Genomic DNA, 24,373 nt, shown 5'->3' with positions numbered 1-24,373 from the left:
CCATGAAGGCCGTTTCGATCCGCGATTGCGGCTATTGATCAGTTGAAGCCTTTGCGGTTGGCACCGAAGCGATTCGGGCCAGGCTGGCTGTCTTGCGCCAGAAACACGATGTTGACGATGGGCAGCAGAATCCACCAGCCGCTGCGGTCAGTGTCGTGCATGCGCCGTACGCCAACAGCGAGGCTCGGCAACAGCATTGCCAGGTTGTACAGGCTCTGCAAGGCGCCACCGGTTTTGAGCATGGCGTCAAAAACGCTCATGACAATAGCGATGCCCATGTTGATCAGAAAGAACATCCAGTATTCACGGCGCGTGGCGCGTCCGGTGAACACGGCATATTTCTTCAGTGCTTCCACGTATGGGTTGCCGCTCGCCATGACGGGGCCACTGGCAATGGAATGCAGTGGCGCTTGAGGTGCGCCGCACTGGGGGCATGCCAATGCCAGAGTACTTATTTCCTTGGCGCAACCACGGCAGAAAACCAGGCTCATGTTTTTTTCCCTAAAAAATGGTCAGTCGAAAGACGGGACAGATACATCCCGGTGTTTTCGTTGGTGCAGATGTCGTCGCCAACGAGAGCAGAGACTGAATACCCGACTCTCCATTGGCGGGGCGGCGGTAATCTAATCGTTACCATAAGGTTTGTCATCGGCTCTCGGCTTTCGATTTGTGGGTCTGCGGCTAAACCCCAACCCGATCGTCACCATATCCACTTGGTGCGAGAGGCATGCCAAAGCATTTCGCTCTAACATGAGCTGATATTCATGCCGTCAGCTCTGCCAATCCCGGAACTTTCATATATGCGCGACCTGCCCCCGACCGCGACCCTGCGGGCTTTCGAAGTGGCCACTCGGCACCCGACGTTCACGGCTGCCGCTCAAGAACTGCACGTGACCCAAAGCGCCGTCAGTCATCAGCTCCGGCACCTGGAAGAACTTTGGGGATTGCAATTGTTCGAGCGCGGCAAGGCGTTACGCCTTACAACAGCGGGGGCGACGCTGGCGCCGATCGTGCGCGAGTTTTTCATGAGCCTTGAAGCAACGCTGGAGGATCTGCGCGAGCAAAAGGACAGGGTTCGCCTGACCGTCAGCACCACTTATTCGTTTGCCTTGAAGTGGCTGCTCCCGCGCTTGCCGAATCTGTCGCGCCTGCACCCGGAGCTGTTGGTGTCGCTGGATACCACGGACACGATCATCCATTTCTCCAGCGGCGAAGCTGATGTCGCCATTCGTTTGGGCAAGGGCAATTATCCCGGTCTGTATTCGGAGTTCCTGTTCGGTGAGCAGGTGTTTCCCGTGGCCAGTCCCGAGATGCTGCAGCGTGTCGGCATGCCGGGCAGTCCCGCCGATTTGCTGCAGTTGCCGTTGCTGATTCGCGACGGCGCCGAGCTGGCGCCAAAATGGGAAGCGTGGTTTGAGTCCGTCGGGCTGGCATTTTCGCCGCTGCGCGAAAGCGTAAGGTTTGGCGACACCAACATGACTGTCGAAGCTGCATTGCTCGGCCAGGGTGTGGCGCTGGTGCGCAGCGGCCATGTCGAAAATGAAATCGGCGACGGCCGCTTGGTAAGGCTGTTCGATGTGCCGTTCACATCGCCGCTTGCCTATTATTTCGTCTGTCCCAAAGGTATCGAAGCCCAGCCGCATATCCTCAACTTTCGCGAGTGGTTGCTCAGTGAGGCGTTGAAAGTGCAGGGCGCGCAGCACTGAGTCATGAGGTATTGCTCATGACTGGATGAAGAGACTTCTCTGTAATGTGGGCTGCGGCGATGACTAAAATGCCGCATGCCAATCCATCTCGTACTCCTCGTTCTGTTCGCCGCGCTCCTGCACGCCAGCTGGAACGCGCTGCTGCGCGGCGGTGCCGATCGGCTCTGGTCGATGACGATAATGTGCGTGGCCATCGCCATCGTCTGCCTCATCGCCACCTTTTTCATGGCCGCGCCTGCACCTGAGAGCTGGGGGTATGCGCTGCTCTCGGCACTGGTGCATGTCGGCTACAACCTGTTTCTGGTGCGCAGCTATCGGGTCGGCGATCTAGGGCAGATCTATCCGATTTCCCGCGGCTCGTCACCGGCGCTGATCACCCTCGGCGCCGCGCTGTTTGCCGGCGAAACCATTACTCCCGCTGAGCTGCTCGGCATCGGTCTGGTATCCGGCGGAATCATTTCCCTGGCCTTTCGCGGGCGCAGCCTGTCGGTGCCGAGCCTGCCGTATGCGCTGGGCACCGGTTGTTTCATCGCTGCCTACAGCGTGGTCGATGGCATTGGCGCCAGACTGTCGGGGGCGCCGCTGGCTTACACGGTGTGGATGAGCGCCCTGTGGGGCGTGCTGATGCCGCTGGTGTATATCGGCCTGCGCGATGCTCGCAGTCTGTTTTCCGTGCGGCCCGGCATGCTCGCCGCAGTGGGCGGCGGACTGGTCTCGTTGCTGGCCTACGCAATCGTTATCTACGCCATGAACGAAGCGCCACTGGGCGCGGTGTCGGCCTTGCGCGAAACCAGCGTGTTGTTTGCCGCATTGCTCGGCTATTTGTTCCTCGGTGAAAAGCTCACCGTCCGCAGGATGCTGGCCTGCGTGGTCATCGCCAGCGGCGCCATCATCATCGGCTGACATAGGCCACCTGCTCAGGAGAACGTCGCATGGATAAAGTCTCGCAGGCCCCGCTGATTCTGATCACCGGCGGCAGTCGCGGAGTCGGCGCCGCCACCGCCCGATTCGCTGCCGCGCAAGGCTACGACGTTGCCATCAGCTACGTTGCCAACGAGTCCGCCGCTCTTGAGGTGGTGGCGGATATCGAAGCGTTGGGGCGCAAGGGCCTCGCGCTGCGTGCTGACAGTGCTGACCCCGAGCAGGTTGCTGAATTGTTCTTGGCTATCGATCGTTTATTCGGGCGTATCGACGTTCTGGTCAATAACGCTGGCGTTCTGGCGAAACAGTCGCGCATGGAAGACCTTGGCTTTGCACGCATGCAGCGCATCTTCGCGGTCAATTCGATTGGGCCGATCCTGTGCGCGCAGCAGGCGGTGAAGCGCATGTCTCTGCGCCACGGCGGAACGGGTGGCGTGGTGATCAATATTTCGTCTGCCTCGGCGCGCTTGGGCAGCCCGAATGAATACGTCGACTACGCAGCGTCGAAAGGCGCGCTGGAAACCTTCACCATCGGCTTTGCCAAGGAAGTCGCGCGCGAGGGTATTCGGGTCAACTGCATTCGCCCGGGGCACATCTATACCGACATGCACGCCAGCGGCGGCGAGCCGGGGCGGGTGGATCGCGTGAAGGAGTCGATCCCGATGGGCCGGGGCGGTCAGCCGGAAGAGGTGGCGCGGGCCATCTTGTGGCTGGCCAGCGCGGAGGCCTCCTTTGTCACGGGTACTTTTCTGGATGTGACGGGTGGCAAGTAGGTCCGGCTACAGACTATCCGGATCGCCGAAAAACATTTTGACTTGGCTCTAGGGCAGTAGTTACAGCCTGAAAAAATAGAATTGTGCCCCCAGTTTTGCCCCCATTTGCACCGGGTGTGCGAGTGATCGCGAATGGCGATTTCTGAAGCGGGGCGGGGTGGACGTGACTGGTATTCAGTGCGCCTCCGTATACTGAATGACCAACCAGAATCCGGCAAATCCCTGGTGGTTCGATGAGTCGATATGCGAACTACTTAGCCCGCCGAGATGAGACATATGGTGTGACGTCTCTGTCTTCTACCGCCTGAAGCTTGAAGTACTGCCCTTTGGCTTTCAGCGCATGGATGATGCGACATTGGGCATAAGCGGTGCCGTATGAGGTGCTCGGGCCTTGGATGTTGAGTACCAATTCCCCTCCGTAGCTTCGCTCGTACCTCAATTCTCTCAAGGCTCCCGCCGCTTCACCATTTGCCTCGGCGATCTCGATCACCAATTCCCTTAAGGCCGATTGGTCGGTGTCTGGTAGCTCAGCGGAAAACTTGACCTGGCGTTGGCTTTGAAAGCCTCCGCCACTGGCCGAGCCTATTCGGTTAAGTGTGATGTGGGCGAGCAGGACTACTTCCATGGTCTGAACCTTCTATGTGAGTCTTACTCCTTTGTCGTAGGGGGCAGCGTCAAGGCCAAGTGTCCCCTGGGTTCTTTTTAATTCGCACCCAACAATGATTTACCGATTGCGTTGTAGCGGTGCGATGAGAAGGCCCCAAAGCGTCTCGGCGCCGCCTTCTTGGGAAAGCTTCTGGTCTTGCCGAGTCTGGAACGCCATGCCGAAGGTCTTCAGGTACATGGATTGGTCGTCCGTATTTACGGTGAGCGCCTCGTTGTACGAGCCGCCGCCAAACGAGTCTCCATGGCTGTAGTAGATACCGGCGCCCATCTGGCCGCCGGTGAACACTGCCGCTTTTGCAACGTCGTGGCCGTCCTTGTAGATATTCGCAGAAAAGCGATTTGCATCTATCCGACGGAAGACCCCTTCATACCCTGAGTTGCGCGCTTGGAGCTCCAGCAACGAGTTCTCAAAATAGCGGGCGATGTACTCGAAGCTGTCGAGCAAGAAGCGGTCTTTGTCCAGCTGGGTGAAGCTCTTAGCCATTCGAAGGTTACTCGACCTAGGGCCAGCCGGGGCGATAAGGGAGGGCGCTGAACCTCCATTGAAATCGTTGCGTTCGGCTCGCGGAGCAGTGTTCGGTTGGCCACGGCTGCGTCGCTCGGCGGCCTTCCGAACCTCCTTCGCAACCTGCAAGAATGCTTCGTCCCGATCAGGCCAAAGGGTCACTGGCTTACCATCTTGGGGCGTACCAAGCAGCTTGCCGAAGGGGGCATGATGCCAATCGCATGGGCGAAGAATCACAGGAATGACAGTCGCTTCTTTAGCGGCATGGCGCTCCATCGCGCGAGCCATCTCGATGTTGTAGCAATAGTCGGAAGCGATGAAATCCGGGCTTACCAGCAACAGGATAATTTCGTCGCTGTTGATGTGATCATCAATGGCAGCATCGATCTCTTGGCCTGCTCCGATTCTGCGGTCGTGCCAAGTCTCAATGACGCCTTGGCGCTTGAGCATCGAAAGCTGCTTTTCCAACTGGTCGCGCAGCGCCTCGTCAGCATGGCAATAAGAAAAGAACACGTTCGGCAAAAGGGTCACTCCTACTCGGATAGGTGCGATGTCGATCTTACGGGCAGCTTGGCTGCGAAGTACAGACGTGGGCTGGCTTGACTGCTGATTGGATCCCCTTCAGTTGAACCTGTCAGCCAAAAAACAACGGTGCTCGAGTCGTAACATGGTGGTAGATCATTTGGGCTCGCTCGTAATGAATGATGTGCTTGCCGTGAGGCGTTGGCCACACGAACTGACGGATCTCAAGTGGCGCAAATGTAAAGGAAGGTGGAAGGCCTAGGCGTCTCTTAACCGCGCCGTCAGCACTGTTGCATTGCTCGCAGATGATAGCGGGAGCAAATGTGGTGATCCGATGAGGTTCTCCAAGAAGCGTTTTTCGTACGTAAAGGTCGGTTCCATGGTCATGGTGAGTATGGAGACCTACAGCCCACCCTTCTCGCCTATGCGGTTTGTTCGGGTGAAGCATCGTCCAACGTAGCAATTGGTATCGTGTCCGTTCGCAGCACGGGCATCGCCAATGATCATCAAGCTTCGCCCATAGCTGGTGGCAATGGGCGCCATCAAAGCTCAAGTATTCCTCCCAGCTAGGAATGCGCCGGAGCAGATTGCTATTCAGCGTTTTCTCTCTGTTAGCATTCTTGATTTTGGTACCGTCGCAGGCCAAACAGTAGCCATTGTCCGAAAACTCGGGCTTGCAGGGACAGAGGTTTTTGGTCATCAGAGCTTCTCAGTCTGTCGTTGGGTTAACCCCCGTGATGACCGCGCGCCAGGCATTTGTGCCGGAGTTGCTGGCAGCCACCATCATTTGTAGCTGCTAACGGTATGCGGGTCTCTGAGGGTCTCATCTGTCCACGCAAGGCCAATGCAGAACTTCAGAGTCAAGGAGGCGTAGCTGATCACTCGCCCCGCATTATCCACGCCCACCGTCTCGCGGAACCATCCGGCAAGCATTTCGCCGTCGGTGGTCAGGCGCTGAACAGCAACTCGATGCCGTCCGGCCCCGGTTACCCGGCCTACCTAGTTGTCGATACGAATCCGGACGCCGTAGTCGAGGCTGAGTTTGAGTCTGGGCAGCTCAGGGCCTGAACACTTTGTGTGCAGGCCAATGGCTGGCGGTATTTAGCGTGCGTTTAATTGCATTATGCTATTAGCTTGTGGCTTCATCTATGGGGCCCACGATCACCGGGCTTCGCTGATGCTCTATTAATGGGGAAACACTTTGTGGATTGCGGCGAACGTCGCGCTCCGCACTGTCGCGATAACGGCCGTAAAGCAGGAGGCTTGGCGTTAGATGCCTGATACAGGTGATGTCGTCGTACAGACGATGCCTACCGACGATGAGATAGTGAGCGTGCTTCGCGAACCGCAGGGTTTCTCCCATGCGGTCGAGGTGTTCACTCAACTGCGGGTCGGTCGGGAACAGGAACTCCCCAGCGCCATTGGCCTGAATATAGAAGCCCAGACCCAAATGCGGGAGCGCGCCAGTCACTGGCTGGAAAAGCTCAAGGCGTATGGTTGCCTGGAAACTTTCATCTACGGCATGCGTACACGCAATCTGCTGCTCCAACCCAGCCCTCTGCCCGCAGCCGAAGCAAGCGGTAACCTGGGCACTTTCGACGATAAGCAACTGAGAGACTTCATGTCGCGGCAGGAAGCGTTCCGCTGTGTGATTCAGGTCGCGGGGGAAGCCAAGGGCTCGGGCATTCTGGTCGGCCCTAACTCGGTATTGACGGCGTGGCATGTCATCGCTACGGGCGGACCGGAGGTCGAGCCCGAGGAGCTGCCGGACATCCATGTCGTGCTGGCCGACGGTCGCAGAATCGGAGTCGTCAAGCTAGCGGTCTCGTCGCCCTGCGCTGACGTCGAGTGGCCACCTCACGGTGGGCGCGTGCCGAACAACGACCATGAAGCCCTGGACCGCCACGACATAGCGCTGTTGCATCTGTACAAGCCTGCCGGCATCCATCTGGGTTATGCGGCGCTGGCCTCCCGGCCTGGCTACTTCGCCGATCAGGCGAGCACCGTGTTGGTCAGTTACCCCGCAGGCGCGTGGTGTGGCGTGGAGTTCGCCAGGATGCAGCGCTTGCAGCAACTCACTGCCCGCTGGTGTTCCACCGTCACCGACAATCGTCCGGGGTCCTCGGGGGGCGGTTATTTCGACAACAGCTTTTCCTTGGTGGGTATTCATCAAGGGCGCTGGCAGGACTTCGGCCGGCTGGTACCCCTGGTCCGCTTCTACGATCAGATACGTCAGGCCATCAACGACGACGAAGTCCCGCCGCTGCTGTGGTCGCTCGATGGCTCCCCAGACAGCGAACTGATCGTTGCCCGCGATAAATTCTTCATCGGTTACCAAGCGGCCATGAGTGGCCCTGCACGTGCCCGCGGACTCTGGGTCTGGCGGCTCGACCCGGGCAACGATGTGGCCGGCTTGCCGTTTTCGTACCAGATACTTGCCCGACTGGTAGCGCGCAGCCCTAACACCCGCCTGATGCGGGTCAGCTTCGACACCATCGTCCATGACCTGCCACAGGAGATCGCCCGCCGCGCGGGCGAGGTCGATCTGCCAGTGGCGGTCCTGCAGGACATGGCTGGGGCGGGCCTCGACCAGACCGAGCCGGAAGCGAGGATCGCCGACCGTGCCCGGCGCATCGCCCTCTCGCTCAACGAGCAGGCCCATGCGCAGGGTGTCCGGCTTTGGGTGTTTTTCGATCATCCAGCCGCCGCATTCGGCGATGAACCGCGCTGGGCGCTGAGCGCTTTCGTCGAGCAGGCGCTGAAGCTGGACAATTTGCGCATCGCCCTGGCCGGCTTTGAACTCGTGCAGATGCCTTGCGCGCGCTTCAATGACCCCGGCGATGCCTTCGACTCGGGCCCTCCGGGACTGATGGTCGAATATCTGGGCGATCTCGAGGAAGAGGATGTGCGTCGCTTCATCAGAACCGCGTCCGACGACTTGAAACGCCCGGTCAGCCCGGAGCGGGTCGATGAGTGGACCGAGGAAGCCTTGGACGATCTGGCTCGCGTCAATGGTCGCTACGACAGTAGGGTGCGCAGCACGGTCGCCGAGCGGCTGCAAAAAAACCTGCAGAAGTTGTGCAAGAAGAAGGTGACGGTATGAACGACCGGAAAATCGGAGACGCTACGCTATTTGCCGCGCTGTCCGGTCCGTTCGAGCCAGGTCAGGCGCTGTCCGCCTTGAGCGTGGCGCCCGACACCATCGATCTGGCAATGGTAGCCACCCGCCTGGCCGACTTGTGCGATGTCCGTCCGGCCGATGCCGAGAACCTGTGGTTGCTTCGTACCTCGGTGCGCCACAGCGTGCTGGCCGCCCTCAAGGAGCAGAATCGGCTCGACACCGAGGTGGCAAGGCGGTTACGTCTCAATCCCGATGCGGCTACCCGTGACTTGCTCGCGGTGCTGGTCGACGAGGCGCCGTTGAGCCGCGCACATATTAGCCGAAACCTGGACGAAGCCTCCGGACGGGCCGAACTGGAGCGCATCATTCTGGCGCTCGATCGGGCCGGCGAGTCCGCGCCGAGTTACGACCTTTTGCCCCGTGCCCGCGCGGCCCTGGCCCGGTTCCACCGTGCGGAAAAAATGGCGCGACTGGCCGAACGCGGCTTTTTCGGTCGCGAATCAGAATGGGCGCGGATCTCCGAATGGCTGGAAAAACCGGACATGTCCTCGCCGGTGGGCTGCTTGTTCCTTAGCGGTGTGCCAGGTATCGGCAAGTCGACCCTGTTGGGGGAGGCGGTCCGGCGTATTACCGAGGTGGATCAGCCCTTGATCCTGCGCCTGGATTTCGACCGTGCCGGCCTCGATGTGCAGGATCAGCTAGGGCTGACCATGGAAGCCGCGCGGCAATTGGCGGAACAACTGGAGGGCAGCCTCATGGAACTGCTGGAGGCCCGGGTCGCGGCGGGGTTTGTCGACAAGCGGGTGAAGGACACGCGGGGTTCACGGCAGAGGTTGCCAGAGGCGCTGGCAAGCAGCCTGGGACGCGCCGTGGAACGTTCGGGGCGGCTGTTGCTGGTGGTGCTCGATACCCTCGAAGTGCTGCGCGGCCGCGGCGAAAGCCAGCCAGGCCAATTGCTGCAATGGCTCGATCGCCTGGTCGAGGTGGGTGTAGTCCCCATCCGTGTGCTGGCCGCCGGACGTGGTGATGCGCTCGACAGCCTGAGCGTGCGCTCTAGACGCCGCCTGAAGCAGCCGGCACGGCATATCGAGCGGATCGACTTGGGTGGACTGGAGGACCCCGCAGCTATTGATCTGCTGAACAGGCTTGGCGCGCCAGCGCGATATCACCGTGACCTGCTCGAACTGGCCCAGGGTAATCCGCTCAAGCTGCGTCTGGGCGCGGAACTCGCCAAGAACGGCGCGCCCTTGCCGAAGGGGCAGCGCAGCAAGGAGGTCAGTTCGGCTTTTCTCTACCGCCTGCTGCTGTCGCGGATCGACGATCCGTTGCTGAAGACGCTGGCTCATCCGGGCTTGATCGTCCGGCGTATCAATACCGAGGTGATTCGCCAGGTGCTGGGGCCGGTCCTCGGCCTGGCGCCCTTGAGCGTCGAGCGGGCCGAGGAACTACGCACCCAGTTGGCGAGCCATCACTGGCTGGTCGAGGCCGATCCCGATGCCCCGGGGTATCTCAAGCACCGCAGCGATATGCGCGCCTTGCTTCTGCCATTGTTGTACAGCGGCGATGCGGCAACGGCGGCGCGGGTGGACAGGGCGGCCATGCGCTGGTTCGCCAGCCTGGAGCCATGGTGGGCTCGCCTGGAGTCGCTGTATCACCGCTTGCAATTGAGTCGCCGGGGTGTCGAGTTGCCGGACCTGACTAGCCAGGACGCCGCGCAGTTCGATAACGAGACGCTAGAGGAACTGCCCGTCAGGGTCGCGGATCACTTGCGCAGCCTGCGTGGCGAACGCAGCAGCGAACTGCGTGGCGACTGGGCACGCAACAATGCGGCGCAGGACGCGTCGATCGTGAATGAGTGCCTGACGGTGCTCGGGCGCCAGGACTGGGTCGAGGCCGGCTATCTGGTGCGTAGCATCATTGACGGGCGCAGGCTTCGCATGCACTCGACAGCGGCGGATGCCGTACGCATGCTGCTCTGGCGTTCCGGGCAGTGGGCCGAGGCGCGGCGCTGGTTGCGCGAGCGTGATCGCTTCAACGACAGCGACGATGACCTGGCCGGGCTGCCCGAAAAGGTGGCGTTGGTTCGCCTGGAAATGCGTGCCGAGTTCAGTCCTGACCGACTGCGCCGCCAGTGGTGGGCATGGCGTCCGCAGATAGATCGCCTGGAGCGTACGGCGGGCAACGCCAGCGACGATTGTGCTCGCTACGGCGCGTTGGGGTTGTTGCTCGGCAGCTTGCCGGAGCCGTACCGCTTCCCTCTGGTCCGTGACGGTGATAGGGATTTTGTCGAGGCGGCGCATGACCTCTGGCTCGGCGAAACAGGCAACGAGGCTTGGCACGTTCTCGAAGCCGGTCGTCGTCAACTGGCCCATTACAGGGCAAGCGCTCAGGCTCAACAAGATGTCGAACCCGGACGGTTGCTGGCGATGTTCACACCCTACACGAACGTTGTCCGCCACTTGCTGCTGCTACCGGAGAACCGTGCCCTGAACGCGTCGGTCGAGCGCTTCCTCGGTGCCGTTGTGGCGGCGGGCGGGTTGTTCGGGACTGAGCGTTCGCTGCCGATGCGACTGTCTCGGGAGGACCCGCTGACGGTACTGAGCGATCTCGGGCTGTTCGCCGATTGGGCGCAGTCCTGTGCCTTCATCGAGGGCAACCAGGACCTGTCGCGGATCGGCCGTAGCGCCGAGCGCTGGCGTAGAACCATGGCCGGCAACTGGTCGATTGGTCGACGCCTGGGGCGCTGGGCGCAGCAGCCACCTCTCGACCAGACCAGCGAGAACCGACTGAGCACGTTGTTGATGGCGTCGAATGGCGTGCAGCAGGCGCAGTGGCAGTTGCAGGTGTGGGGCGAGGCCGTAGCCGATGGAGAGCTGCGCTCAACCCTGCGCCGACGTCTGAAACATGTCGCTCACACGACGCCGAACGGACTATCGAAACTCGATGTCCCGCGCAGCCTTACCCGCCAACTGCTGATCCGCGGAGTTCCCGCCGTATTCGCACCAGCGGTGGCTTTATTGATCATGAACGCTGAACTGTAAACAGGGGAATCGAGATGGCAGGCCTATCCAGAGAAGAGCGTATCAGCGGTCTGAAGCGGCGGTTGACGCCGGAAATGGAAAAGGCGGTGCAGGACGCACTGTTAAAGCACCGTCTGCCGGTATCGGCACTGACCGCGTTGTCCGTCGCGTCTATTGAAGCGCTCAAAAATGGCTCCGGCCTTGAGTCCATGCTCAACGACAGCACCTTGTCTGGCTTTGAGGCGATCGTCCAACTGACCGGCCGTCCTCCCTTGTTGATCGATAACGACCAAGTGGTGATGGAGCCGCTGCCGGACTTTCCGCCGGAGACCCAGGGGCTGATCCTCAAGTCGCAGAAGTGGATTCCTTCCGTCGGTCGCATTGAGTTTCGCAACCACCAGATGGAGTGGGCCGGAACAGGCTGGGTGGTGCAGCACGCCGGCAAGGGGGCGCTGGTAGTCACCAACCGTCATGTGGCGAATATCGTGGCGACCCGCAAGGCTGATGGCAGTGCGGTGTTCGGCCGTTCTCATGCTGGGGCGCGCTACGGTGCCGTCATCGACTTTCGCGAAGAGTTGCATAGCAAACCGGGCGATACCGTTCGTACCGCCGAACTGACCAGGGTGAAATACCTGGCCGACGATGCTGGTGCCGACGTGGCCTTGCTACTGATCGAAACCGCAGGCTTCGAGTTGCCGACGCCGATGGAACTGATCGGCGACAAGGAATTGCCGGGTAGGGGCGATCTAGTTGCCCTGATCGGCTATCCCGCCTATGACTCGCGAAACGATGCCGACGCCCAGGCGAAGTACTTCCGCGATTTCTACGATGTCAAACGCTTCGCGCCGGGCCGGGTCCTGCAGGCTGCCGACAACGGTCAGTACCTGACGTACGATTGCACCAGCTTGGGCGGCAACTCCGGTTCGCCGGTGATCCGCCTGAGTGACGGCAAGGTCGTCGGACTTCATTTCCAGGGCTCTCCCCTGAAGGCCAACGTCGCCGTGCCGGCGCTGACCCTCAGCCAGTTGATCAAGGGCGAGCTTCCCGTGTCGTCACGACTGGCCGGTGTTGGCGAGGAGGCCAAGGACGGCCGGCATGGAGCGGCGTGGTTCTCAGGCCGACAGGGCTTTGACCGCGAATTCCTGAAGGCCACCCACACTGCACAGGTCCTGAAAACGCCCTGGCCCGGTCTTCCCCCTGAACTCGCGGGCACCCTGGCCACGCCAAGCGATGCGCCCGTCGAACCCGATGAACTGCGCTATACCCACTTCGGCGTGAAGTATTCGAAAGAACTGAAGTTGCCGTTGATTACCGCAGTCAATATCGACGGACAGGCTGCCGTGCGGATCAAGCGCGGCACCGACCGCTGGTTCGTCGACGAGCGAATTCCGGCGTCGATCCAGTTGGGTGAGTCCAACTTCAAGGATCCGGAAATTGATCGCGGGCATATGGTACGCCGCGAAGACCCGAATTGGGGGACCGCGCAAGAGGCCGAACAGGCCAACTTCGACACCTTCCACTATGTCAACGCTTCCGCCCAGCATTCGACCCTGAACCGCGGCAAGGCGCTCTGGCAGGGCCTGGAGAACTATATTCTCGACAGCACCCGCACCCATGGTTTCAAGGCGTGCGTATTCACCGGACCGATCCTGCGCGACGTTGACAGCGAAGAGTCCGAACTGGTCATAGATGGTGCCGTCGCGCCGGTCGAGTTCTGGAAGCTGGTGGTGACCCTGGACGCTTCGGGCGATGCCTTGCATGCCACGGCGTACGTGCTGAGCCAGGGGCAGTTGCTGCGTAAGTTGGTGGAGAGTCGCTCGCGTCGTGAAACGCTGGAAGGTTTCCAGTTGGGGGCGTACCGCACCTTCCAGGTAGCCATCGCGGACCTGGCGGAGGCGACCAGCTATGACTTCAGGGACTACGCGGCCAGCGATGCACTGACCCGCGTCACTGCAGCGCAGGAGGCTCTAGCCGATGGTGAGCCGCTGTTCCTGCCGATTACCGGGTTGGAGCAGATCGTTCTTTAGTGCGAGTCCAGGCCTGAGGAACAGCGGCGACTCCTGCGCTTGGTTGCGCGATTCAGAGGCCGCGCCGAAGGTTAGCGCCTTCGAAGCGTCATCCACGGGGTAAGGTCGCAGTACGTCATCTCACTCAATGCGCATGATGTGGTGCTTGGCGTAGTAACGCGGTACGACATTGACCGGTGCGGCTTTGCCGGTTGTGTCAACCTTGATCGAATGCTTGAGGTTGCCGGCCGTGTTGGTCCAGCGGTTCCACATCGTATCCTTCCCCTCGTTGTTCGTGAGGCCTTGCCAACCACCGCCATTGGTGACGAAACCGCGATGATTGAATGCGGTGACATGATGATGCCGCCAGTCGTGTCTGACTCAGCGCTGTGTTCATGCGGTGGCAACTGATCGACGCTTGGAGGGAGTGTGCCATCGCCTGTCTGGCCCGCCTTGTAGGCTGTGCTGTTGCTGGTACCGACGACGAAGCGCTCGCGCAGGTCCGGCGTGCCGTTCTGTACGTCGCACAGGGCCCAGTCCTTCATGTCCGCTAACGGCGTGAACTGCCGTCAGGGTATAGGTCGCTGTGCTGTCCATCTCGATCTTGGCATAATCCTGGAAAACGGCGTCCCATACACTGTGGGCGTAGGTGGTGTTACTGATGCTGATGTAGCCGGCGTTCTTCACCGTGAAGTCCGAGGAGGCGCTCCTGGGTGCGATCGAGTTTGGATCTAGGTGGAAGTCAGTTACAAGCTATCGGGGCCCCGAAGAACATTTTGACTGGGCTCTAGGACGGTGTTTTCAGGAAGAAGAAATTCAAATGCGCCCCCAATTTCGCCCCCAGTACATCAGGTTCGCGAGTGGCGATTTCCGGCAGAGTCCAGATGAATTCAGTTGGCTTTCAGTAGTTCATAAGTAGGGGGTAGGGGGCTCACACTGCTTACCTCTCAGTCGGGAATGACCAGCGGTGTCGAATGGAGCTGTCTACAGTGCTGCGTATCTTTCAGTCCGACGCTGATTGACCTACGAACAATTGGATATTTATACAGCCATTACGCAGCCTCCGACGATTTGCACCAAAAATTGTCTCCGATCTTGTTTACCACTCCCCTCAATCACGCTAACTTGTGGTGATGCTGGCACAGTGCCGCTATCGGTCGTCCCCGACTAGATTTGACTCGCGCGCACAGTTGCTCAACTGGTGCCTACCAGAGGCGACCATTGTAATGGCTGTGTTGGATAAGATGAGCGGTGGGGAAGGGAACGCTACTTGCGGCAAGCGTGTCGAGCAATCCTGATTGGGCGATGCGGCGTGAGATGATGAGCCGTCGTTATACGACGCGGCTGGATCAACTGTGGACGGTAGGCCGGATATAGGAAATCCGGTAAGAAAAGGCTCTTTGCTGGCGTGAGGAGGTACGCCTCAAGCTTGCAAAGAGCCTGTGCCATGCCGCAACCTATTTTGCCGTTGCGCCTGCACCATGATGAGAGGTCGCTAATGGTACCGATACATTCTAACGGAAACTCCGATTAAGGGTTCACTCGGCCGCAGCCTGGATAGATTTAATCAGCACCGACGTAGCCTCATCTTTTGGTTCTATCGATGTAGCAATTTCAGCCGCGGATTGTTTCTGTTTCTCATCGGCAAGGGGAACCGTCTGACTAAGGACCACTAGCAGGTTACGTTGGCCGTCTTCGCTTGATTCTGGAAACTGTTGAATGACCAAAGGAATGGCACGCGGATCCTTTAAGTTGACTAGGACATTGGTTGCGTAGGATCGTACGGTACCGTCGTCACTTGCGGACGCTTTAGTCAGAGCCTTCAAATCGTCTTCTTCAACAACTGCTTTCAGTGCTCCGCTTTGGCCGGCATTTGATTGAGCAATTTCATTGAGGGAGACAAGCGCACCAAGCTTTGTTCGATAGGTACTGTCAGTGCTCTGTACTTTCGTCAACAGGGGTCTTGCAGCGGGCATTCCTTTTTTTCCGAGCTCAGAGCGAGCATCGCGTCTCACATAAGTGCTGTCGGAGTTCAAATTATTGATTAATTCATCAACCGTTGGAGTTTCCTCATCCGCATAAGCCGTTTGCAATAGCGACCAAGACGAACCATCAATAGCAGGCATTATGTCAACGACAGCGCCCGTACTGGTCCCACTGGGACATGGGCCAACCTTGGCAATTACTTTATTCGTCACGTCGCTTAGGCTTGCATCCTGGGAGTTGTAAACCCATTGAAGAGTATCTCCTGATCCTAGATGTGGACTTAACAACGCAGCATCAATGCAGCTAAATATTTGTTCTCTATCACCAATGTTGACGATGAGAGCCAACTTTTTTCGAACAATGTCCTTGTCGAAAACTACAAAGTCATAACTGGTTTTTAATCGGGACCCAAAAAAATCGTTGTCGCCCTCGAAAATCATCGTAGCCTCTCTAGTGTCCCCCTCTATTTTTATACGTAGGTAACGCCCGTCCATGCGGTCCAAAATTATAAAAAATATGCCGACTGCAAGTGCCGCACACCCAATGATCGTCATTGATTGGCCCGGTAGGGTGACGCTTGCCTTAGAGCCAAAAGCACCAAGAATTATTCCTAGCCCCGTACAGAACATGAAAATTTTCAACGTAAAGTTACCAAGGTGCATTGCTTCAAAAAAAGTGCCTATCCCGATCATAATCAACCCCATAACTAGGGCTGAGTAAAAAATAGGGCCTGTCTCGACTGACCGTTTATCGGGCTCTAACTTGTCGTTCATGGCTACTCCGGGATGCTGATTGCAAATGAGCGACCACTAGACTCAACAACCCAATGAGTGCATGTGCTTAAAGTGGTGGTTGGGTCAACGCTAGTCGGCACCTAGATACTTGTCCAGTAATGGCAGAATTGGGCTGTTGTACAGAAGATTTACATTTGTATAACATTTTTCCAGCAAATTGGTCGATGCTAGAAAAGGTGTTTGTTACTACTTTCTTCTTGAAAAGGCTGCAGGTTTTCAATTTATTTTTTTGCTGCCACCGCGAGGCTGTCCCTTACACAATTGGAACGCAAAGCGTCTAGATGGGTACTTTTGGCTCGTTTCGTTACAAATACAGAGGGTGGCGCTGGTAACGCGATGTCCAAATAATTGCATTTTGCTACTTCTGTGCTGTTCTAGGAGGACTGCACGCGCGGCTCAGCTTTGTCGCGCAAGGATCACCTTTGATCACAGAGCTGTTAGAGCCTCTGGTTGAGGTTTAGGAGCAAGGATGGCCCAGTCCAAAAAAATCAAGGTCATGCTTTCAAGTCGTTGCAACGACCGTTTCCCCATTGATAGCGATCACACCCTTAGCTCAATTCGAGAGCAGCTCAAGCGCGAGATTGAAGGTACAAAGCTGTTCGGCAGGCAGTTGTTTGAAGTCTGGATCAATGAAGACGCTCCCCCCGCCGATGCTATGGACGATAGCTGGGATACATGTCTACAGGCTGTTCGTGATTGCGATGTAATGCTTGTGTTATCCAATGGCAATGCAGGTTGGGCCAATCGTGCTGGCGACATTGGCATTTGCCATGCTGAATACATGGAAGGCCTGGCCACCACCCGCGGCAAGGTGCGCCTGATTGCTATGCCGAATATTCCGGTGGCTGAAGGGCAGGAAGCAGAGACTGCACGCAATAAACTGTTCCAGGATTTTGTCTCGCTGCAGACACCTTTTCGAGGCGGTACTGTTTCCACTGTCGAGCAATTGCGCACCCGGGTGCATGAAGCGCTTCTTGACGCGTTGGTTGTGCTAGCCCAGCGAGGTGTTACGGCAGCAGCCTCTACACGTTTTGACATGGGGCAGGCGCTCGACTGGACCCGTCTCGATTTCCGTCAGCGCAAACGAGCAATGGAAGCCGTTCTGTTGAGAGCGCTTACCGGGACAGATGCACCTTCTAGTGAGACTGCCGTCGTTGTTCCCATTGCCGGCGCGAAAGTCGCGGTTCTGGTCCACGCCATCCCGGCCGCATTCAGTGTTGCTGCTGCGCGCGAGCTTGTTGGCAAACCCTTTTTACGTGATCACCTTTATGCAGATGCTTTGAAAACTGCGGTTGGGCCATTGCATCTGATTGCCTGTCATCGAGGTGCTACTGAAACGCAGGCCACCGCGTTGCTAGGCTTCGCCGATGCGACGGTGGTCAGTGGTTCTTTCGGCATTTTCGTCGCAGACGATGTACAGAAAGTACAGTTTGCGTTCCTGGCATATTGTCGTGATGAATCACAAACCCGCCATGCCCTACAACGATTCATGGAGTGGCTGGGTCAAACCGGCGAGGCTGACATCTTGGCGAAAAGGGCCGCTTCGCGCGCCAAGATCGTCAGGGTGACCGCTGCTGAATATCAGGGGAGATAACAAGAATGGCCAAGTCGCTTTTCACCGTGGGGCCCGTGCTTTCGTTTCGAGGAATCAGTGCAGGGAAATGGAGGGTCACTGCGTTGATCGGCATCACCACCGGTTCGCCTGTACCCAAACTCTCTATCGAAGGAAAAGCGTGCCCAGTCCCTGTGGTTCTGTTGGCGGGGCCTAAGGAAACCATCCTTCGTTATGACCTAAGCTGCGCCCTCCAGAAGGAGGAGCGGGTCGTAGAGTTTGGTTTGGTGGGGGAAAACTTTAGATGGAAGTTCTCGGTGCCCGGGAAAGACTATGCGCCAAGGATGGCGTATGTCTCCTGCAATGGCTTTTCGGACCCTGCTGCAATGCGCAAGTTGGCCAAACCTCAAAATGCTGTTTGGGCAGATCTAATCGAAAATCATGACAGTGAACTGCGTCCCAATAGTTTCGAGCTGGACAAAGAACAGCTTTGGCACGAAAGCCGAATCCATGACAAACATCTGAAGCGCTTCCACTTGCTGCTAATGGGTGGGGATCAGATTTACTTCGACTCGATTTGGGAGGATGTCAAACCTCTCAAGCAATGGGTCGGGTTGTCGCGTAAGGACCAGTTGAAATTCAAGATGAATGCTGCACTGGAGCAGGAGATTGAGTCGTATTATTTCGATCTCTATGCCAAGCGCTGGTTACCTGACACGCGTCGCGACTGGGGCAAGGGTTTGCCGAACCTGGATGCGGCCGATGCCATGTCGCGTATACCAACGGTGATGATGTGGGATGACCATGACATCTTCGATGGTTGGGGTTCCTACAGTCCTGAGATGCAGCACTGCTCGGTGTTCCAAGTGTTGTTGCGTTGTGCTCGCCAGGCGTTTTGGGTCTTTCAGCTTCAGCACGCGCTTGAGGATTTGCCGCCTTTGTTGGCGCAGCAACAGCGGGTGAATATTTCAAAACAGGATCCGCAGTTTGAGCGGATCGAGTGGAGTGTGGAGCTAGCGGGCGATCCATTGGCGTTGCCGTTTCTCGATAATCAGCCGGGGTTCAGTTTTGCTCATCACATAGGACCAGTGTCCTTGTATGTGGGGGATTTACGTACTGAGCGCTCTCGCACTCAGGTGCTTGGTGAGAAAAGCTGGAAGGCGATGCAGGACTGGCTCGACACGCTTCGCGATGGCAAGCCGGCTCATCCTGGTAGCAAGTGTCAGCATTTGATTTTCATGTCATCTGTGCCTGTGGCACATCCTAAGTTGTCGTTGGCTGAGGGGTTGCTTGATACGTTTGGCCAGGATCACGTGCTCGACAGCAATGCCGATGATTTGAAGGATCATTGGTCACACGGAGATCACGAGGGGGAGCGTAAGCGGCTTCTGGAGACGCTAACACGCGTTGCTGAGAAAAAGCTGCTACGCGTGTCGATTGCCTCTGGGGATGTGCATGTGGCGGCTTGGGGGAGTTGCTATCGCCGGGATATTCCTCCGACCTCCAACTGGGCGCAGGTTCAACAGTTCACCTCTTCCGGTGTGGTTCATCCTTCGCTGATAGGGGTATCGGAATGGCTTTTCCTTCAGCTGTTGAACCAGACCGCCAGTAACGTTCAGTCGATTGATGTACAGCATTGCGTTGAGATGATGCTTTTTCCGGGATCTAACCGTTACATGATGCCCGCCAGGAACTGGCTGGCGTTCGAGTTGGATGTGGGGGAAGGGAAGGGGTGTAAGTTGTGGGCGACGTGGCGGTGTGAGACTGACTCGGGATTTTCGAATCATTTGCAGGCGGTGCAGCCGGTTCAGTTGTGAAGGGCGCAGCGGGGCTGATGGTTTGAAGTGGTCGGGGCGCTCTGGATGTCTGTCGCAGTTTTCTAGATTGGCCATTTCAGTTTTCTAGTGCACGCCTTAATAGTTTTCGACTTGGGTTCATAGGTGATAAGACGCTGTCGTTGCGTGCTGATAACCGCAGGTTTCGGCCGATTCTGTTGAAAAAGTCGGTCCGCCCAAACTGCCTGATCATTGACTGGTGTAAACGCCTTTTTTGCACGCTGCTACGTGAAATCTGAGTCCGGAAGCCTCTGCCTAAAGTAAAGATTTCAATCTCAGACGCGCACTTTTCTGCGGAGCAAACCATGGCCGACATTTTCAACAGAATCGGCCAGAAGCGGACATTGGGGGCCTGTGCGCCCAACTAAATTACCTGGTGCGTCTAAAAACAAGGAAGCGACTCATTCATTGTTAAAAAAGTATCTTCAGGGAGCGGAGTGATATGCATATTGAGACCGTTTGGGTGCGTAATTTCCGTCGTCTGAAGGATACTCGCATTGATTTGGCGTCCGATATTTCAATATTTGTTGGGGCCAACAACAGCGGTAAAACATCTGCGGCGCACGCTTTGCAGCTTTTTACCTCAGCTTCGAAGGATCGATTTACCCTCCATGATTTCAGCTCAGAATGCTGGGATTCCATCAACGCTTTCGGAGAAGGGGCGGCCGGAGTCGAACTGCCAACCATCTCCCTCGACATCTGGTTTCGCGTCACGCCAGCCGATCTGCATCGAGTTGTAGATCTGTTACCTAGCCTAGAGTGGCAAGGTGCCCGGGTTGGTATTCGAGTGGAACTCGCCGCAGCAGATGCCGGCCTCCTGAGAAGCAGTTTCCAAGAAGCACGGGCCGGCGCGCGGCGTGCTCAGTTGCAGCCAGCAGGGGAAGGCGTGGCACCAGCCGTTTCGCAAGACGGGTACAACCCGCGACCGCGTGACCTTTGTGACTTCATTGCAGACACCGTAGGTGACAGGCTAAGGCGTGATTTCGAATTGCGCTACTACATACTCGATAGCGCCGGATTTGATGCTGGTTTTAAACAGCTTGATGGTTACGTGCCTCTACGCCTGCTTCCTGATAAGGGGCGTAGCGGCAGGGATGTTCTGGGTAGTCTGGTAAAGGTCGACTGTTTGCATGCCCAGCGTCACTTGTCCGACTCCAATGCTGGATCTCGATCCGAAGATCTCTCCCGTTGTTTGAGTCGTTTCTATGAACGGAACCTTGAAAAGCGCGGGGAGGATTATGACGCTCAGCGCGCACTATACCAGTCCGAGAGTCTGCTGAATGACCACCTGGAGCGTGTCTTCGGTCCGACTTTGGAGCGTTTGGCAGATCTGGGCTATCCCGGGGTCAATAATCCTCGGCTGCTGATCAAGACTGCATTGAACCCTGCGACCATTCTGAGTAGCCATGAAGGGGCACGTGTTCACTACGCGCTCGGCGCTCTCGGAGCAGCAGAGGTCACTGCAACCTTGCCTGATAGGTACAACGGCCTCGGTTTCAAGAACCTGATTTATATGGTTGTTGAACTGCTCGATGTTCATGGTCGATGGTTGGACATTGAGGAAAACCGCCCACCACTCCACCTGATCTTCATAGAGGAACCGGAGGCGCATCTCCATGCTCAGTTGCAGCAGGTATTCATTCGGAAGGTGTTAGACATCCTTGCCGTGCCCGAAGAAGACGCCCCATATTGCACAAGTCAGCTTGTAGTCTCGACGCACTCGCCTCACGTCCTTTACGAGCGAGGCTTTAAACCTATTCGGTATTTTCGGCGAGTAGCGGATGCCGGCATACAGCAATCTCAAGTGCTCAGCATGACAGCTTTTTATGAGGCTACCGTAGATCCTAACGACCCAAATGACCGTACTAGGGATTTCCTTGAGCGATACCTTAGGCTAACTCACTGCGACCTGTTCTTCGCTGATGCGGCCATTTTGGTTGAAGGGAACGTCGAGCGGCTACTGATGCCGCAAATGATTGCTAAAGCTGCACCTCGACTTCAGTCGAACTATTTGAGCGTTTTAGAAGTGGGTGGCGCGTTCGGCCATCGATTCAAAGGCCTCATTGATTTCTTAGGGCTCACTTCTCTGATCGTGACCGACATTGACAGTGTTTCGCCGTCCACAGGGGGCGCTTTACCCGCAAACGGCGAGGTACCGGTTGATGAGGATCCAGCGGATGCAGAGCCTGACGACAATGAGGAAGCTGAAGAGGCCGAAGCGAGACGTACAGGGCGCAAGGCGTGCATGGTTCATGAAGCAGGAGCTCTTACTTCAAACCAGATGTTGATCAAGTGGCTGCCGGGGCACACCACGATTGACGATCTGCTGGCTGCGACTGCCGAACAGCGCACTCAACTCCGAGATGAAGAAGGCGGCGCCCTCGTGCGCGTTGCCTACCAGACACCTGTAGAGGTGGTGTGGAGCGGGGCAACTCAAGTGAGGACAGGTAGGACGTTGGAGGAAGCGTTCGCACTGCAAAATCTAACCTGGACGCAGCACCTGGACCGCAAGGATCTTGGCCTACGCATCAAGGGTTCCAACAATCTGGAAATCGAAGGTATTGCGGAGCGCCTCTACCGTAAGGTCAAAAGCTCAAGTTTTCGTAAAACTGATTTCGCTCTCGGTCTGCTGGCTCAAGAGCCGTCCGCATGGGCGGTGCCAAATTACATTTCGGACGGTCTTCGTTGGTTGGAGGATCTAGTCGCCCCACCACCGCCCGCAGTAACTGCGGTGGAAGAACCTCTCAACGGAGGCGACGTATGACTGCACGTATCGGTCAGCCGGATACTCAAGCAGATATTGAATTGCGAATGTGCTTGGACCAGCGTCCTCAACGCAGCTTTGTCATGGTTGCCGGCGCGGGTTCTGGGAAGACGACGTCGCTGGTAAAAGCCCTTGCGCACCTCGGCCAGACGCGAAGACTAAAACTCAACGTGCGTGGTCAGAGAGTCGCTTGCATTACCTACACTGAAGTAGCGGTCAAGGAAATCTGGGGTGACGTAGGTAACGATCCGCTGTTCCACGTGTCGACGATTCATAGTTTTCTCTGGACGGTAATTAGGCCATTCCAAGTAAATTTGAAGGCTTGGGTCATCGCAAGGATCCACGAGAAAATCGCCGAGGCGCAACAACATCACGACAAGCCTAGGACTCGGGCAGCAACTCGTGAGCGGCTCGTGAAAGATATCGCGCGTTACCAGCGTCACCTTGAGGCCGTAAGGCATTTGACTCATTTTAACTACGGCGCGGGAAGCGATTTCGGACGAGGTGTACTCGGGCACTTCGACGTTATTTCGGCAGCGGTCGAGCTAATCGAGCAGAGCCAGTTGCTTCGTGATGTCATCGCCAGCAGGTATCCAGTCCTCTTCATTGATGAAAGCCAAGACACGCGTCCGGAAGTAGTGGCTGCATTTAGAAGGATTGCCGAGACGACTCCTGTGGAGTTCTGCCTTGGATTTTTTGGCGATCCTATGCAAAAAATCTACCTTGACGGTGTTGGAGTCATCGAGACAGCCGCAGGCTGGGAGCAAATCACCAAGCCCGAAAACTTCAGGTGTCCGCAACGAGTGCTCCAAGTAGTGAATGCTATCCGGGAGCCCGATGACGGTTTGTGTCAAACACGAGGCCGGATGAACTGGGTTGACGGCAATCCTGAACCTGTCATGGGATCTGCACGCTTCTTCCTACTGAGAGCGGATGACCATCGCTCAGTGAAGCTAGACAAAGTTCGTGAATGGATGCGGCGTGCGAACGAAGACGATCATTGGGTGAGTGATGACTCTGCCGCTGACTTCCGGGTGTTGGTGGTCGTGCATCGGATGGCAGCGACGAGGCTAGGCTTTCCTAATCTTTACGCTGCTTTGAATGACAACGAAGCACCACCGTCCATCAAGGAGGGTCTCAAGGACGGCACCGCATGGCCACTGCGGCCGTTTCTGAGTTACTTGCTACCCTTGGCAATTGCGGTTTCAGAAAACCGAAAGCTCGACGTCATGACTTTCCTGCGTTCGGAATGTCCGTTACTACAGCCAACGGCTCTTGTCGGTGGCGATCCGGTAGCGGTGCTTCGGGCATTGCAAGTATCCACAACAGAGTTGGCCAGACTCATTTTTTCGAGCGATGCATTAATGCAGGACGTCCTCGTTCACTCCCAGGCAGCAGGTCTGCTGCAGTTGGACGAAGCGTGGGAAAAATACTTGGGCCCAGACCGCGCAGCCGACGATGATGATCCGGAGATCCCTGCAGTGTCGGCTTTCCTACGTTGCGGTGCCGGTGAATTGGCTGGCTATCGTCACTACCTCGAAGACCTTTCACCGTTTGCGACCCAGCAGGGAGTGAAAGGGGCGGAATTTGAACGAGTTTTGGTGCTCATAGATGACGAAGAAGGCAGGGGGCAAAGGCAGTTCTCCTACGAAAAGTACTTCGGCATTGTGGAGCCCTCAGATACTGATATGGAAAACTTTTTGCAGGGCAAGGATAGCGTGATGGATCGCACCAGAAGGCTTTTCTACGTGTGTTGTTCCCGAGCGACTAGGGATCTCGCTGTCGTCATGTTCGTGCAGGACATCGAAAATGCTCGAGAAAAAATCGCCGAGACCGGAATCTTCGAGCCTGGCGACATCGTGGATGAGTATGCTTTGGAAGCCGCTCTGATCCGGAGGGCCTAAGGTGCGCGACGCTTACATCCAAGGTGTTACTTGACGGTTTAAGGTTTACTCTGGCTAGGGTAGGTTTCGCATAAGATGTCGCAAGTTTGTCACTGAATAGAAGAGGGAAAGTTATTTTGTAAGGAGTTACTTCTCGCTCCTCCACAAAGCAACTATCCCTCCTTTATCTTTATTTTTTCATTGGGCAGTTACGGGCATCATGACTGCGCCCACTGCAAATACTGCAACGTCTGGCATCCGGGCACGTTTGAGCGTTATGCCCGGGTTTGCTGCATACAGAGCATCGATTAACGTTAGG

15 protein-coding genes and 1 pseudogene are annotated in these 24,373 nt (G+C 57.1%); 11 read left to right on the top strand and 5 right to left on the bottom strand.

The annotated features are described in order from the left end of the window. Positions 1-38 precede the first annotated feature (38 nt). The gene (locus OC605_RS10855; protein WP_071172551.1) at positions 39-491 is read right to left on the bottom strand and encodes a DUF805 domain-containing protein; all 453 of its coding nucleotides are present in this window, start codon (positions 489-491) and stop codon (positions 39-41) included. Positions 492-800: 309 nt separating this feature from the next. Between OC605_RS10855 and gcvA the strand changes: the two genes are divergently transcribed. From gcvA to OC605_RS10840, 3 genes are all read left to right on the top strand, one after another. Next, positions 801-1,706 carry a transcriptional regulator GcvA gene (gcvA, locus tag OC605_RS10850; protein ID WP_262137039.1) on the top strand — a complete coding sequence of 302 codons (906 nt, stop codon included), beginning with the start codon at positions 801-803 and terminating at the stop codon, positions 1,704-1,706. A 75-nt stretch (positions 1,707-1,781) separates the two neighbouring features. After that, positions 1,782-2,609, top strand: a complete 828-nt coding sequence (locus OC605_RS10845) for a DMT family transporter (protein ID WP_262137037.1) — start codon at positions 1,782-1,784, stop codon at positions 2,607-2,609. Positions 2,610-2,638: 29 nt separating this feature from the next. Further along, complete coding sequence (locus OC605_RS10840) at positions 2,639-3,400, top strand: SDR family oxidoreductase (RefSeq protein WP_262137035.1); 762 nt, start codon at positions 2,639-2,641, stop codon at positions 3,398-3,400. A 250-nt stretch (positions 3,401-3,650) separates the two neighbouring features. On the opposite strand, the gene OC605_RS10835 is transcribed toward OC605_RS10840, so the two are convergent. Continuing rightward, positions 3,651-4,025 carry a hypothetical protein gene (locus tag OC605_RS10835; protein WP_262137034.1) on the bottom strand — a complete coding sequence of 125 codons (375 nt, stop codon included), beginning with the start codon at positions 4,023-4,025 and terminating at the stop codon, positions 3,651-3,653. A gap of 99 nt (positions 4,026-4,124) precedes the next feature. After that, positions 4,125-5,093, bottom strand: coding sequence for a toll/interleukin-1 receptor domain-containing protein (locus tag OC605_RS10830; protein ID WP_156858411.1), 969 nt, complete (start codon positions 5,091-5,093; stop codon positions 4,125-4,127). Between the two features lie 1,273 nt (positions 5,094-6,366). Here OC605_RS10830 and OC605_RS10825 point away from each other — a divergent pair. Genes OC605_RS10825 through OC605_RS10815 form a run of 3 tightly spaced genes read left to right on the top strand, consistent with a single transcriptional unit; the run spans position 6,367 to position 13,261 of the window. Then, on the top strand, positions 6,367-8,196 hold the full coding sequence (locus tag OC605_RS10825; protein WP_262137032.1) for a trypsin-like peptidase domain-containing protein: 1,830 nt from the start codon (positions 6,367-6,369) through the stop codon (positions 8,194-8,196). Further along, positions 8,193-11,255: an ATP-binding protein gene (locus OC605_RS10820; protein WP_262137031.1), complete on the top strand. Its 3,063-nt coding sequence runs from the start codon at positions 8,193-8,195 to the stop codon at positions 11,253-11,255. The genes OC605_RS10825 and OC605_RS10820 overlap by 4 nt, the downstream gene beginning before the upstream one ends. A gap of 14 nt (positions 11,256-11,269) precedes the next feature. Continuing rightward, positions 11,270-13,261 (top strand): DNA/RNA non-specific endonuclease, encoded by a 1,992-nt coding sequence (locus OC605_RS10815; RefSeq protein WP_262137030.1) that lies wholly within the window; start codon positions 11,270-11,272, stop codon positions 13,259-13,261. 120 nt (positions 13,262-13,381) lie between these two features. Here the strand turns inward: OC605_RS10815 and OC605_RS10810 are convergent, their stop codons facing one another. After that, positions 13,382-13,513, bottom strand: coding sequence for a hypothetical protein (locus OC605_RS10810; protein WP_262137028.1), 132 nt, complete (start codon positions 13,511-13,513; stop codon positions 13,382-13,384). A 981-nt stretch (positions 13,514-14,494) separates the two neighbouring features. On the opposite strand from OC605_RS10810, the pseudogene OC605_RS10805 reads away from it, so the two are divergent. After that, positions 14,495-14,617 (top strand): annotated as a pseudogene (locus OC605_RS10805) (DUF4113 domain-containing protein); the annotation flags it as partial. Positions 14,618-14,778: 161 nt separating this feature from the next. Here the strand turns inward: OC605_RS10805 and OC605_RS10800 are convergent. Next, a complete protein-coding gene (locus OC605_RS10800) occupies positions 14,779-15,999 on the bottom strand; it encodes a HEAT repeat domain-containing protein (protein WP_262137026.1) in 1,221 nt (406 codons plus the stop codon). 490 nt (positions 16,000-16,489) lie between these two features. Between OC605_RS10800 and OC605_RS10795 the strand changes: the two genes are divergently transcribed. The 4 genes from OC605_RS10795 (at position 16,490) to OC605_RS10780 (ending at position 24,075) form a co-directional block, all read left to right on the top strand. Next, on the top strand, positions 16,490-17,614 hold the full coding sequence (locus OC605_RS10795) for a DUF4062 domain-containing protein (protein ID WP_262137025.1): 1,125 nt from the start codon (positions 16,490-16,492) through the stop codon (positions 17,612-17,614). Positions 17,615-17,619: 5 nt separating this feature from the next. Beyond that, the gene (locus tag OC605_RS10790; RefSeq protein WP_262137023.1) at positions 17,620-19,389 is read left to right on the top strand and encodes an alkaline phosphatase family protein; all 1,770 of its coding nucleotides are present in this window, start codon (positions 17,620-17,622) and stop codon (positions 19,387-19,389) included. 460 nt (positions 19,390-19,849) lie between these two features. Then, the gene (locus OC605_RS10785) at positions 19,850-22,171 is read left to right on the top strand and encodes an ATP-dependent nuclease (RefSeq protein ID WP_262137021.1); all 2,322 of its coding nucleotides are present in this window, start codon (positions 19,850-19,852) and stop codon (positions 22,169-22,171) included. Next, a complete protein-coding gene (locus tag OC605_RS10780; RefSeq protein WP_262137020.1) occupies positions 22,168-24,075 on the top strand; it encodes a UvrD-helicase domain-containing protein in 1,908 nt (635 codons plus the stop codon). Before OC605_RS10785 ends, OC605_RS10780 begins: the two co-directional genes overlap by 4 nt. The last annotated feature ends 298 nt before the right edge of the window (positions 24,076-24,373 follow it).

Origin of the sequence: Pseudomonas sp. Marseille-Q5117 (genome assembly GCF_946901175.1) — a bacterium.
Taxonomy (GTDB): domain Bacteria; phylum Pseudomonadota; class Gammaproteobacteria; order Pseudomonadales; family Pseudomonadaceae; genus Aquipseudomonas; species Aquipseudomonas iranensis.
This window is presented reverse-complemented; position numbering and strand designations above follow the sequence as displayed.